9 protein-coding genes are annotated in these 13,825 nt (G+C 66.2%); 3 read left to right on the plus strand and 6 right to left on the minus strand.

Annotated features, from left to right (window positions below; translation table 11 throughout):
• Positions 1-170: 170 nt before the first annotated feature.
• Positions 171-3,119: an NACHT domain-containing protein gene (locus B9C43_RS59255; protein WP_327225473.1), complete on the minus strand. Its 2,949-nt coding sequence runs from the start codon at positions 3,117-3,119 to the stop codon at positions 171-173.
• Entirely contained in the window at positions 3,040-5,520 is a 2,481-nt protein-coding gene (locus B9C43_RS52530) for a GH32 C-terminal domain-containing protein (protein ID WP_160097373.1), read from the minus strand. The genes B9C43_RS59255 and B9C43_RS52530 overlap by 80 nt, the downstream gene beginning before the upstream one ends.
• A 39-nt stretch (positions 5,521-5,559) precedes the next feature.
• Here B9C43_RS52530 and B9C43_RS52535 point away from each other — a divergent pair, with 39 nt between their 5' ends.
• Complete coding sequence (locus tag B9C43_RS52535) at positions 5,560-6,483, plus strand: cytochrome P450 (protein ID WP_235039357.1); 924 nt, start codon at positions 5,560-5,562, stop codon at positions 6,481-6,483.
• Between the two features lie 224 nt (positions 6,484-6,707).
• On the opposite strand, the gene B9C43_RS52540 is transcribed toward B9C43_RS52535, so the two are convergent.
• From B9C43_RS52540 to B9C43_RS52550, 3 genes are all read right to left on the minus strand, one after another.
• On the minus strand, positions 6,708-6,845 hold the full coding sequence (locus B9C43_RS52540) for a hypothetical protein (RefSeq protein WP_200826109.1): 138 nt from the start codon (positions 6,843-6,845) through the stop codon (positions 6,708-6,710).
• An 84-nt stretch (positions 6,846-6,929) separates the two neighbouring features.
• Positions 6,930-8,000 (minus strand): integrase core domain-containing protein, encoded by a 1,071-nt coding sequence (locus tag B9C43_RS52545; RefSeq protein WP_084434750.1) that lies wholly within the window; start codon positions 7,998-8,000, stop codon positions 6,930-6,932.
• Positions 8,001-8,201: 201 nt separating this feature from the next.
• Positions 8,202-8,906: a hypothetical protein gene (locus B9C43_RS52550; protein ID WP_084434721.1), complete on the minus strand. Its 705-nt coding sequence runs from the start codon at positions 8,904-8,906 to the stop codon at positions 8,202-8,204.
• A 280-nt stretch (positions 8,907-9,186) separates the two neighbouring features.
• On the opposite strand from B9C43_RS52550, the gene B9C43_RS52555 reads away from it, so the two are divergent.
• On the plus strand, positions 9,187-10,599 hold the full coding sequence (locus B9C43_RS52555; RefSeq protein WP_084434722.1) for a hypothetical protein: 1,413 nt from the start codon (positions 9,187-9,189) through the stop codon (positions 10,597-10,599).
• Positions 10,600-11,038: 439 nt separating this feature from the next.
• On the opposite strand, the gene B9C43_RS52560 is transcribed toward B9C43_RS52555, so the two are convergent.
• Positions 11,039-12,055, minus strand: a complete 1,017-nt coding sequence (locus tag B9C43_RS52560) for a LacI family DNA-binding transcriptional regulator (protein WP_200826110.1) — start codon at positions 12,053-12,055, stop codon at positions 11,039-11,041.
• Positions 12,056-12,257: 202 nt separating this feature from the next.
• Here B9C43_RS52560 and B9C43_RS52565 point away from each other — a divergent pair, with 202 nt between their 5' ends.
• A complete protein-coding gene (locus B9C43_RS52565; protein ID WP_084434723.1) occupies positions 12,258-13,778 on the plus strand; it encodes an alpha-N-arabinofuranosidase in 1,521 nt (506 codons plus the stop codon).
• The last annotated feature ends 47 nt before the right edge of the window (positions 13,779-13,825 follow it).

The raw sequence follows: 13,825 nt of genomic DNA on the forward strand, positions 1-13,825 counted from the left end.
GTGCGAAGGACCTGATCCCGCTGACGCTAGCTCTGCTCGTCAGCTGGATCCGGATCGCTGCTTTGGCCTGTACCGCTCGTGAAGGGGGACTGGTGGTTCACGTGTCCTCGCGGGCACCTGGTGTTGCCGCCGAGGTTCCGCGCTGATAACAGCTCTTTTCCACCTGTGCATCAGGAATGCGCGCGTGTGCGTAACTTCGCGGTGAGCTCGCCGCCGACTGCCTTCATTGCAGACCGGACATCAGGCGCGTCCACGCCGCGTAGCTCGAGGACGTCGAGCCGGTCGGCCAGAGGCTGCAGCCGGGCCAGGTCGGCGACTGGGTGCGCATCGTGCAGCACGAGGTGGCGCAGTCCGGGCAGCGCGCACAGCGCCGCGATCTCCTTGGGCTGCGGCACACCGGTGACGGTTACCTTGGCCAGCAGCGGGAATCGCTCGATGCCCAGCAGCGATCGGCTGTCCGCGCGGTTGTGCACCGCCAGCTCGGTCAGTGGCAGGTCAGCCGGAAGCGGGTCGAGGCCGCCGGAAAGCCCGGGGTGGCGAATCGTCAGCGAGCTCAACCCAGTTCCGGCCAGCGTGCCGAGGCTGGGATAGCCGTGCACCGTCCGGCCGATCGTGAGCAGGCGGAGCTCTTGCACGGGGGAACCCTTCAGCCCGGACAGGTCCCGTAGTGCGCTGTAGCCGGAGATGATCAGTACTCGCAGTACGGCACAGTCCGCCAAGGGGTGCAGGTCTCGCACGATCTCGTTGGAGGCGATCTCCAGTCGGCGCAGCCGCTGCAGAGCTGCGAGCGGGCGCATGCCGTCGCGGTCGCTGACCAGCGCGAGATCGCCGATCAGCTTCACCGCGCGCAGGGTGGTCAAGTGCCGGAGCGGGGACAGCATCCCCCAGCGGTGGACGTTCAGCACCCGCTCGCCAAAGTCCACTTTGGATAGCAGATCGGCGGCGTATTCGTCGGAGAAGTCGAAGGTCCGCCATCCGCGTAACAACTCCTCGACGACCGTGGACTGGTGCATCGCCGTGAACGGCCGGATCTTCTCCCACGCCTCCTCACCACCGACCAGCGCGAGGGTCCGCAGCACCGCGGCCGCCGCCGTGTCCCGGTTCGGCCCGGTCAGCTCGTCCGGTCCGGGCAGCAGGCCGACGACGAACCGGCCGGCCTTCGCCAGCATCTCCGCCTGCTGCACGTCGGCCGGTGGCACCAGCTGGCGAGCTGCTTTCTCCACTTCAAGGCGCCTGCTGTACGGGTCGACCACGTCGGCGTACTCCAGGCACGCCGCCGCGACCAGCTTCAGCCGGTCGGCGGTCGAGCGGTCGGTGCTGCTGCGCCTGGCGCGCCGCAGCAGGGCGTCGAGCAGATCGGCGACCTCGCCCTCTCTCGCCCGGGCCGCTGCCATGAAGACCACCTCGTACCAGGAATCCTCGTGCGCCCGGCTGGCCAGTTCGTCCAGGCTGCCCCGCTTGACGATGTCGGCTGCGGCCAGGTAGTCGCGGAACGTGCGATGCAGAAACTGGATCTTGTGGTCGGCCGGGTTCTCCCGCAGCACGGACCGTTCCAGCAGATGCTGCAGCAGCTGGCCGGAGTCGATGGCCTGGGCCCGTAACTCCTTCTTCGCCTCGCCCAGCCGGTCGAGCGCGTCCGGCCTGGGCACCAACAGTTCGTTGCGTCGCACCATCGGCGAGGCGAATCGCTCCAGCAGGATCTGTTTCTCGGTTTTGACAAGGTCGAGCTCCCCGACGACGGCCATGCCGCGGTGCGCGGTGTCGTCCCAGCGGGCAAGCAACAGGTCCAGTGCCTGGTCGAGCAGATCCCGGCGGGTTCGGGGCAGGTACTGGTCTTCGCGGTACAGCGCGCACAACAGCCCGGCCATGAGCGGGCTGGACACCAGGCCACGCAGGTTCGGGCGGGTGTCCAACTCGGCCCGTAGGCGCTGCGGGTAGCTCTTCAGCAGCTCCTGCTGCTCGGCGCTGGGCTCGAGGTCGGCCGCCGCGGCGAACCAGCGGTCGATCACCCGCCCGAGGCCGGGGCGGCTGAGCTCCGGCAGCTCGAAGCGATCAAGGCCGATCGCGGTGTCGGTGTCGACGAACCAGTGATCGTCCACTGCGGACGGCCGGGTGCTCACGACATAACGCGCGTCCGGATAAGAGCGGACGAACTTTTCGATCCAGCGCTGGGCTTTTGCCCGGCGATTCTCCACCAGCTCGTCGAGCCCGTCGACCAGCAGCATCGCACGTCCGGACCCGAACAGTTCGGTGACCCAGCCCGCCGGCTTCTCCTCAGCGAGCGCGGGCGCGACGGCGGCCAGCAGTCGCTCAAGATCGTCCGGCAGGTTGGTTTCCGAGAAGTGGCGCAACGAGATCAGGAACGGCACGACCCGGTGCCATGGGCCCTCCTCGTCATGCCGGCGCGCGACGTCGTTGGCCAGCCACGTCAGGAAGGTCGTCTTGCCTGCGCCTGCTCCGCCGAGCAGCAGCACGCGACGCGCGCCGGCGATGGCGTTGGCGGAGTCCGTGCCCGCGCCGGTCAGCTCTGGGGCGGACGTAGCCGCCTGCCGTCGCGTGATCGGCGGGACGACGTAGTACTTGTCGAAGGAATAGTCCCGGGATCCCCGCCGCCTGGCCACCTTGAACAGCTCGAAACCCGAGTTGTCCTCCCGGACGAAGTCGACGTAGCGTTCCTCGAAATCGCGGTCCGGAATGACGTCGTCGTCGGATACCCGATCCGGATACGGGTCGTCCGGGCGGCTGATCCACGCGTGTATCCGGGTTTCCTTGTTCTCCACGAAAACGCGCCGGTAAGATTTCGGCCGCGCCGAGGCGTGGTGCTGGATGACCTCGTCATAGAACCAGGTCGACGCGGCGAGCGCCACCAAACCGTCGGACTTGTCCAGCGCCCCACGCAATGGCGCCGAGTTGACCAGCCGGAAGGTCAGGTTGATGGCCGTTCCGGTGTAGCCGTAACTGTCTCCGGCAACCTCGCCGGCGTGCACCGCGACCCGCAGCTGGATCCGTTCGTGCTCCGGCAGCGCCGCGCTGTGCTCGTCAAGGGCACGCGCCAGCTCGGTCGGCAGCGGCGCGGCGAGCGGGATTTTGGAGAGCTGACCGGGAATCAGCACTAGCACACCGTCGCCGCGGTCCTCGTGAATACACTTCTCCCATGGGATCCCGGACCGATCGAATGCGGCCCGCAACGCCCAATAAACGCCTTTCCTGGCGTCGAGCTGCTTCGGCCGAGTGGTGAACCGGCTGTACTCCTTGATGTCGACGACGAGAATCGTGTAGTGCCCGTCGAGCCTGCCCGTGGTCACGATCCCAAACTACACAACAGATGGCTGCTTTTCTCAAGCCACACAACGGTTGTACCGGCCCCGCGGCCAGCGACAACTCAACGCGTCGGGTGATGGTGAGGTTTTGCGCCGTGGTGTTCCCGGCGTAGGCGTTGACCCCGAACCTACCAGTGCCGTATGTGCTGTCAGTGGCGTCGATGACCGGGGTGGTGCCGTGGTCGAGCCAGACCCTGATCCGGTCGCCGGTCGTCTGCACCTTCAGGTGGTAGGTGCTGCCTGCGGCGATCGGCGTGCTGTAGGTCGCGATGTCACGACCAGGGCGCCAGAGTTCGACCACGCCGTTGGTGTCGATGTTCGCGGTGTAGCCAGCGCCGTCGGCGGAAGCGCGGAACGTCAGACCGGTTGCCGTGCCGTTGGTGACCGATACGTCGCCTTCGTAGCCGAAGTCGGTTCCGGTGCGGTCGCTGAGGTAGAAGCCGTCCCCGGACGAACTCGCGTGCAATGCGTCGGGGATGGTGGTCCAGGTGCCGCCACGCGTTGTCCATGGTCCGGAGGAGAACGCGGTGAAGCCGCCTGAGCCGGTGTTCAGGTTCTGGACGGTCGCGGAGCCGTGGTAGACGTTCGCGCCGAACAGTCCCGACGTGTAGGCGGTGTCGGTGGCGTCGATGACCGGGGTGGTGCCGTGGTTGAGCCAGACCCTGATCCGGTCGCCGGTCGTCTCCACTTTCAGATGGTGGGTGCTGCCTGCGGCGATCGGCGTGCTGTAGGTCGCGATGTCCCGGTCGGGGCGCCAGAGTTTGACCACGCCGTTGGTGTCGATGTTCGCGGTGTACCCGGTGGCGCGGAAGGTCAGCCCGGCGGCCTGCGCGGTACCCAGCCAGACGGTATCGCCTGCGCTGCTTGCACTCAGGTAGAACGCGTCGCCCGTGGCTTGCCCCTGCTTGCCCCCGCTGGTGTCGGTCCACGAGCCGCCGCTGGCGTGCCACGGACCCGCGAGGGTGCTCTCCAGCGTCGGCTGCGCCGTGCCCCAGCTCGTACTGAGGCGGGCGAACGTCGCGCTCTTCAGCCGGACATCGCCGCCGGTCGCGAAGAGCCGAATGCCCTGGCTGACCGCGGCCGAGTCGAAGTTCACGTTGTCGGCGACCGAGAACAGCCCGTCACCGCTGAAGATCTCCAGTTGGCCGCGGTCCACCAGCAGCCGCATGCTGATCTCGTTGTCGGTGGGCGCCAACGCCTTGCCGTACAACGTGCCCGCCTTGCGGTCGTACACGACCGAGCGGTCCGCGGTGCCGTCGCTGCGGCTGTGCAGCGCGAAACCGAACTGCGTGGCGGTCGCGCCCTGAAGGTCGAACCGCGCGGTGATCTCGTAGGTGTCGGCCAGGATCCCGGCGAAGAGGTTGCGCCCGTCTGCGGAGTTCACCGTCTCGTTCCGCCAGCTCTTGCTGTCGGCGCGCAACGAGTCCAGCTCGGTGACCGGGGTACGGGCCACTGAGGGGCCGTCCGGTGCGTTCACCAGGCGCAACTCCGCCGGGAACGTGGCGTTGCCGGTCCATGAACTGCCGCGATTGCCGCCCTGCCACGTGACCTTGCCTGAGTGGCTCCGCACGACCTTGGAGTCCATTGCCTGGGGGCCGACGATGATCCGCTCGCGGAAGACCATCTCGAAACCGAGTACATCCTGGTAGAACTCGACGGTGGGGTCGAGCTGACCCTCCTCGAGGCACACCGCGAAATGATCCATCGTGTACAGATTGGGGCCGTCCGTGCTGTCATGGGGGACAGCTCGAAAACCGGGCAGTCGGCTGTCCTCAGTGGATCGTTCGACGAACGTGTGCATCACGTCTCCGAAACCCACGATCGTCGCCGTCACTACACCATCACGAGTCGTCGGAGGGGACACTGGCCGCGCGCCGCGCGCGACCGCCACCTCGAACGCGCGGGTCGCATCCGTGGTCCGTAGTGCGATGTCCGCGACGCCCTCGCCGTGTAGGTCGACGTACGAAGTCGCGGGGTGGTCCTCGACCAAAGCCTGCGTGACGATCAGCCGGATGTCGCCATGCCCCAGGGCGATTGAGCGCTCCTGTGACTGCTCAGTGTGGCTCACCGCGTACACCGTCAGCCCGTACAGCCGAGACCACTGTTCGGCTGCCGCTTGGGTGTCGGCCACGTACATCTTCACGTGGTCGACCGATACGTCCAAGAGAGCTGAGGGCGCGCTGTCTGGCTCGCGCGTCATGCCGCACTCGCGCAAGCGTCGAGCATTGCCTCGTATGGGTTGTTCGATGCGGAGATCACCTGCCGCACCCAGTACTCGACAACCCGGCGGACCACGACGTGCGCCGTCGGCTTGTCGAACTGTTCGATCCTCGACGCGCAACAGCCGCATGGCCGGATGGACGTGGTCAGCGACCTGGCCTATCCCTTGCCTGCCAACATCATCGCCGACATGCTCGGGATGCCCGCTGGCGACCGCGAGCAGTTGCGGAGGTGGTCACAGGACATCGAAGGGGTCTTACATTACGCCGATGCGGACGCGTTGCGGGCCAGCCAACGCAGTGTCCTGGAGATGCAGGACTACCTGCGCCGGATCGTGGCCGACCGGCGCGCGCACCCGCAGGACGACCTGATCAGCATGTTCGCGGCCGCGGAGCGGGACGGAGTGGTGAACGAGGACGAGATCGTCGCCAACTGTGTGCTGTTGCTGTTCGCCGGGCACGAAACGACCGCGATCCTGATCGCCAACGGCCTGACGCTGTTGATGGCGCACCCTGATCAGCTGACCCAGCTCAAGTCCCGGCCCGAGCTCATGGCCTCGGCGGTCGAGGAGATGCTGCGGTGCGACGGCCCCGTGGTCTCGGTCGTGCGGGAGAGCACCGAGCCGGTGAGCGTCGCCGGGCAGGACTTCGGTGCGGGCCAGCTTTTCTATCTCGCGGTGTATGCCGGCAACCATGACCCTGTCGTGTTCCCGGATCCGGCCCGGTTCGACATCACACGCGCGCACAACCGGCACCTGGGTTTCGGTATCGGCACCTACTACTGCCTGGGTGCGGCGCTTGCCCGGGTCGAGGCCGGCGAGTGCTTCCGCTTGCTGCTCGAACGGTTGCCAGGTATCCAGCCGGCCGCCAACCAAGCTCCACAATGGACTTTCGTCCCTCCGTTGGGCGGCAAGCGCTACGACACCCTGCCGGTCGAGTTCTGAGTCACCACTCAATGCTCGCCCGGCAAGCTGACCCGCAGCGACACAATGCACGCAGTTTGGCTGCTAGGCGGACGAGGGCCTGCAGGTCGGCCGTGGTGAGGTGGTCGAGCACGAGTTGCCGCACCGAGCGCACGTGCGCAGGCGCTGCGGCAAGCGCACGCCCACCACGACGACCTTCTTGATTACTTCGGTTGGTGCTGGTCGTGCTTCAAGGGGCGCTTCGACTACGCTGTCTGCGAGTCCATCGATCGCATCGCCCGACGCGGCTTCACCGGGTCCTTCGCTGTTCGCGTGATCCGCTGCAGCTTGCGGCCTTCGTCCATGGGCAGCTGCCGGACGAACATATCCGGACGACGAGCCATGACCAGCTCCCACTCCACGAGTGGGACCAGCCTGGCCCAGCCTGTCCTGGTCGAAAACTCGGTTACCGGTTTTGGCCTGGACTTTCACGCAGCAGGTCGGTACTCGTTGAGTAGTCCGCCGAGACACTGTCGGCGTCGGATCCCGTTGATCGGGGTCGGGCATGGGATCGTGTTCGGTTCGTCGTGGGGCGCACGCAGAAGCATTCCGTCGCCTTGGTGGCTGCGCCCAGCGTTGTGATGGGCAATGTAGACGTCGAGTACGTGGCGTAGGTGTCTTTCTCCAGTGATGAGGATCCGGTCGGTGCACTCTCGACGGACGGAGCCGATCCAGCGCTCAGCGAAGGCATTCATCCGCGGAGCCTGCGGTGCGGTGAGCACGATCTCGATGCCGATAGAGGCGAAGGCCGCGTCGAAGGCGGTACCGAACTTCGCGTCACGGTCTCGAATCAGGTATGTGAATCGGTGGCTGGCCTCTTCCAGGCCGCTGGCAAGTTCGCGGGCCAGCTGGGCCGCCCAGTCCGCAGTCGGATGATCGGTAATGCTGAGTAGGTGGACTCTGCGTGTCTCGATTTCGATGACGAACGCGACGTAAAGCCGCTTCAGTGTCACGGTGTCGACGTGAAAGAAGTCGATCGCAAGCAGGCTGCTGGCCTGGGCTCGTAGGAAGGTGCGCCAGGTGTCATCGTGGCGTGTCGATGGCGGGATTCCGTTGGCGCGCAGGGTCTTGCGGATGGTGGAGGCGGCGACTCGGTGGCCGAGGCGACGCAGTTCGCCCTGGATGCGAACCACGCCCCAGGTTCGGTTCTCCTTCGCTAGGCGCAGGATGAAAGTGGCCAGTTCGTCGCTGATCGGCGGCCGGCCCGGCGGTTTTTGCTGTCGCCACCGCGCGGCGATCAGCTTGCGGTGCCAGTACAACAACTTTGCCGGTGTGACTATCCGGTGGACGCGTAGGGCTTTGGGAAGCATTCGGGCAAGTGCGGCCAGGACCGCGCGATCCGGCCAGGATAGGCGAGGTCTTGGGTTGTTGCGTCGCAGCACGGCGAGCTCATGGCGCAAGGCGAGTATCTCCGCGTCCTTCGTTGCCGACGACCGAGCGAGCAGAGCAAGCCAGGACAGCATCTGGACAGAGAGTCGGTAGACCAGGCGGACGGACACGATCGCAGATCGTCGGATGTCGCGATCGCCCAGGTCAAACTGGATTACCGCATTCTCGACCAGGACAGGCAACGTCGTCGGCGGCCAGCGGTTCATCATGTTCGGCGCCACGGACGAGCTGGTGAGCCTATGCCGCTACGCCGACACTCGTTGAGAACGCTGCTTCCGGGCATGGTTTCTTGCCATGCCCGGAAGGGGTGTTCAATCCTCGTAGGCGAACGGGCAGCGGGCTTGTTCGAGCCGACGTTGGGCGCGCGTCTGTCCTGTGGAGGGCAATGCGGAACAATCTTCCAGTCGGTCTTCGATGTCACGGGCGATGGTCAGAACTCGCACCTCCACCGCATCGGCGGACGTCGGGCGATCGCTGAAGAAGCCTTTGGTGGAGCTGGAATACGTGATCTTGTAGAGGATCGTTCCATTTAGGACGTACAGATCGACGAATGTCTCTTTGCCGATTGTGGCCAAGGACAACTTCCGATGGCTGCCGAACTCGTAGTCGGCTTCCAGTACGATCGGATTGCCCATCGTCCTGCCACTTGAAAACTCGTCGAAGACGCTGTCGGCGTTCGTCTCAACGGCTTCGGCCGCGGCCTTCGTCACCGTTACTTCAGCTTTGCTGCTGGTGCCGCCATCTGAGCCCTTGCGGGTCTCGTAAGTGCAACTGAAATGGAAGTCGCCGCTCATGGTGCCCTCGGTGCTCACCGACACTTTGGCTTTGTCGAGCGCGGGCTGGCTCACCACACACGCCGTGTACGGCCGCTTGCCTTGCGTTTCCACGCCTGAGTCCGTGCTGAGGTAGACGATCCGGGACGTGATGAGCACACCGGCCACGAGCAGCACCGAGATGATCACGATGAGCAGCGCGATCTTGAGCGCTTTACCCCTGGACTGGTCCGGCGTCGACATGCGTCCCCCTGGCTGTCGTTGACCGGCCGGATAGTACTGGTACGGCAGAGTAAAGGGTGCGCGCTTGCATTGCGGCGCTTGGGACATTTCAGTACTGACGACATCGAAGCGCGCGCTGTCCGAGCCCGCTCCCGGTTGTGTCGATCGGCGCGAGTTTCCGGTTTCCAGCCTGTTCGAACGGGTCCTGGACGGGATCGAGCGGATGCTCCGGGGCAGAGTGTGACCTGACCGTGTCGGCGTTGCGAGAACCAACGCCACGGGCTCCGCTACAGTCGCCCGCATGCGTGGGGGGACTGAAAAACGTACCATCCTGCTCGCCACGGTCGCGGCATGCGCCGCACTCGGGATCGTGGCGGCATCACTGAGCGGTTACCGCAGCATGCCGCTGGCGCCGTTCATTGCGTTGGCGACACCGAGCGGCTGGAGTCGGTACGCGGTGTGGGAGCAGGCCGTACCGATGGTCGCCGTGCTCGCTGCCGTACTCGTCGTCGTGCTCGCGACGCGGTTGTGGCCGTGGCTGTTGTTGGTCGGTACTGTGATTTCTCTGCCCGTCACGCTGCAAGCGGTGTTGCCGAACACGATCCTGTCCCACACCGCGTTGATGGTCGCGGCCAGCGGCGGGCCGTCAGTGGTGTTCATCGCGGTTCTCGCTGCCGCCCAACAACTTTTCCGCCAAGGCGCAAAGACCCAGGGTGTTGTCGTTGTGGCGCTTGGGATCGGCGCGCAGGTTTTCGCCGCCGGGCTGACCGGAACCACGTGGTTTGCAGCGCCGACCGCCACCCAGTTCTGGCACGTCGCCCTCACCGTCGTCGGTGTAGCCGGGACGGTGCTGGCGATTGTGACCATCAAGGGACGTACGGACTGGGCCGTAGCGAACCGGCCGTCGGCACGGATCATCACCGCGATGGTCGGTGCCGTACTGCTTCCGTTGGTGGCGGTGTTCATCAACTCAGACTTGGTCAACGGCACGCTCGGTATGTCGGGCCGCCAACTCGCCAGACACCCGGAGGTCCTACCGGCGATCATCGGCCTGGTCATCCTCATCGGCGGTGCCATCCTGTGCGCAATTGCCGGCGCCCGGGTCGCGTTCAGCACGGCCACCGCGGCACTCACCCAACTGGGTATCACGGCACCGCTGATGCTCGCCCTGTACTCGGTCGCGGTCGACCCGGTACTCGGCTGGACCGCCGCCGCGGTCGGGGTGGCCGCCGGATGCCTGGCCACGGCGTCACGCTGGCGCAAGCACCTGGCTGTCGGCCTCGCGGTGGTGTCCGCCATCGTCCTGGTCATCGCCGCGGCCGCTACCGACGGGACCCCGGAGCGGCTCATCGACCACCAACTGCCTGTGGCCGGCGCGTGCCTACTGGCGCTTTTCGCCGCCACCGCCACCGTGATGGTCGCATCCGTGGCGCGGGTACCAGTGGCCGTGGACGGCCTACCCGCGTCGTTCGGACCGCTCACGTCCACACTCGTGCTCGGCGGCACCGGCGTACTGACAGCGCTTGCCGGCACCGACCCGGACCAACAACGCGGCCAACTGGACGCCGTCCACCACACAAGCATTCACGCGGGGCTCCTGCTGGTGGCGGCGCTGCTCATCGCAGGCGCTGCCGCGGTGACGTACCTACGCGCCCAAGCCCACCGTCCGGGGGAATCCACTACCCACCCCGGGGAACCCAACGCAGTCGCATAGCGGGTCGACAGCTACCTCCGTCAGCGCTGTACCTCCGTGCAAAAGCGTCGCGCAACCGTTAGGCACGCGGAGAATCGCCCAGCCCACCCACATAATGGAACGCGTTCGACTGAAGTCCATTTCGGACATACGCCCCGACCCGACAACGTCTTCGACGAGATCGAGTACCCGAAGCTGGAGGAACAGGGCATCAAGGTCACCGAGCACAACGCCGAGACCGGCGCGACCCGCCCGTACCAGAAGCCGCCCTCTGTGAAGCCCTGACCCGAAGTCACGCGCTCCAAAGGGGACCGCCGTGTCCTTTTTGGAGCGTTGAGCTGTGCCGGCGGTCAGGCGGCCGGCCGGGAGTGCTGCGGAAAGGTGACTCCGGTCGGTTCCTCGGAGACCTCCCACAGGTGGTGCGCCACCTTGGCGTCCCGCGCCTTCGCCGAACAGGGGTCTAATTTCTGGTGCTGCCTCGGGTTACGAGCGAGACGGTGCTGACGATGTGTTCCGGGGCGGCGTTCTTGTCCGCGAGCTGTCGGCGCAGCAAGCGCAGCGCCTCGGCCACCATTGTCGGGCGATCGGGGTCGATGGTCGTCAGGCCGGGGGCGAGGTGCTGAGAGATATCGAGGTTGTCGAACCCGACGAGCTGGACGTCATCCGGAACGCGCAACCCGGCATCGTGGAGGCCGGCCAGGGCGCCGATCGCCACCTCGTCAGTAACGGCGAAGATGCCGTCGATCTTCAGTCCTGCAGCCAGCACATCAGTGATCGTGGCTCGTGCCTCCGCGATCGAATAGTCGTGGAGTGGAACCACGAGGTCAGGGCGGGGATCCAGGCCCGCGTCGGCGAGCGCGCCTGCCCAGCCGTTCGCGCGATAGGTCGCCATCTCCGGGCGAGGTGCGGTGAGTTTGCCGCCCAGCGCCGCGATTCGTCTCGCGCCGCAGGTGATCAGATGCTCGGTGGCCAGTCGCGCTCCGGCGACGTTACGCATCTGGACGCGGTGGTAGCGGTCTGGCACGTCCTGCTCGCCGAGCAGCACGATCGGCAGGTCCGGATGGATCCGATCGAGATCGGCCATGTCTAGTCCGACAGCGCCAAGCAGGACGCCGTCGTACTGCTGGAGCCGGGCGAGCGAGAGCGCGGAGAGCTCGCGTTCACGGCTGGCGCCCGACTGTTCGACGACGAGGTGCATGCGGTCTGCCGCCAGTGCGTCCGAGATCAGGGACGCCAACTCGCCGTAATAGTGCAAGTCGAACCTGGGCACGATCAGGCCGACCGTGCCGGTCCGCCCCGATCGAAGACGCCGGGCACTCAGGTTGATCTCGTAGCCGAGCCGGTCGACGACTTCCAGTACGTGAAGTCGAGTGTCGGCCCCGACGTTCGACCGGTCGTTGAGCACGTTCGACACGGTCATCACCGACACGCCGGCTTCGCGTGCCACGTCGCTCATCGTGACGGTGCGTCGTCTCATAACGGTCACTCTCTCAACTCGGGTGCGGGACCTGGGCATCGGTGTGTGGCGACGATCAGTCACAAAATGGCGACGATGCGCAGTGTTCGGCTTGACGACGGGGTGTCTAGTCGCGACTCTTTCCGGTCGAAAGTATAACGATAAACTACGAAAGTTTCGCAGTTCAAGCGCGGCGCAGACACCGTCCACACCGGAAGGCGACATGACGACTACGGCGATCATCAATCTGGACTTGCCTGGTCCGATCATCTCCCGGCATGTGTACGGCCACTTCGCCGAGCACCTGGGCAGGTGCGTCTACGGCGGGTTCTGGGTGGGCGAGGACGCGAAGGTTCCGAACGTGCGCGGCATCCGCGCGGACGTCGTCGAGGCGCTGCGGGCACTGCGGATCCCGAACCTGCGATGGCCGGGGGGCTGCTTCGCCGACACCTACCACTGGCGCGACGGCGTCGGGCCGCGCGAGCACCGTCCGCGGATGGTGAACAGCCATTGGGGTGACGTCGTCGAGGACAACTCCTTCGGCACCCACGAGTTCCTCGATCTCTGTGAGCTGTTGGGCGCACAGCCGTACGTGTCAGGCAATGTCGGCTCCGGCTCGGTGAGGGAGATGGCCGAGTGGGTCGAATACCTCACCCGTGCCGGCGACTCGCCGATGGCCGCGTTGCGCCGGGCACACGGGCGGGACAAGCCGTGGCGCGTCCCGTTCTGGGGGATCGGCAACGAGGCCTGGGGGTGTGGCGGCAACATGCGGGCCGAACACTACGCGTCCCTGGCCCGCCACTACTCGACGTTCGTGCGTGACCAGGGTGACAACAAGGTCTACCGGATCGCCGTCGGTCCCAGTGACGGCGACTACGCGTGGACCGAGACCATGATGCGCTCGTTCGACGACCTGGCTGCCGACCCGGTTGCGCCGGCGGCTCCGTTTCAGGCGCTGTCGCTGCATTACTACACGATGACCGGTTCCTGGTCGGACAAGGGTGCGGCGACCCGCTTCACCGAAGACGAGTGGTACGTCGCGTTGTCCCGCGCCTCGCTCATGGAGGAGTACCTCACTCGGCACAGCACGGTGATGGACCGCTACGACCCGCACCGCAAGGTCGGGCTCGTGGTCGACGAATGGGGCACCTGGTGGAACGTCGAGCCAGGCACCAATCCGGGGTTCCTTTACCAGCAGAACACGTTGCGCGATGCCCTGGTGGCCGCGGTGCATTTCGACGCTTTTCACCGGCACGCCGACCGGGTGGTCATGGCCAACATCGCCCAGACGATCAACGTGCTCCAGGCCGTGCTGCTCACTGACCCGGATTCCGGCGCGCTCGTGCGCACGCCCACCTACCACGTGTTCGAGATGAGCACGGGCCACCATGACGCGGCGTCGTTGGACGTCCACCTGCGCGATGTTCCGACCGTCGAGTCGGACGGGCGAGAACTCGGCCTCGTCTCGGTCACGGCGTCGACCAAAGACGACGGCGCACTCGTCTCACTGGCCAATCTGGACATCGGCTCCCCGGCCGAGGTCGTGCTCGACCTGCGCGGGCGCACCGCACAATGCCGCGGCGCGCGGATCCTCACCGCACCGACGCCCGCGTCGCACAACACCCCGCACAGTCCGTCCGCCGTGGCACCCGCTGGGTTCGACGGTGTGCGCGAACATCCGCGCGGCCTGCTCGTCGAGTTGCCGCCGCACTCCTACCTCACAGCCGAGCTCCAGCTCACCTGACCCGCCGCGATGCGGGCCAATGCCGAACGTCGGCCAACCAAAGGAGT

The organism is Kibdelosporangium aridum, from assembly GCF_900176515.1.
GTDB lineage: Bacteria > Actinomycetota > Actinomycetes > Mycobacteriales > Pseudonocardiaceae > Kibdelosporangium > Kibdelosporangium aridum.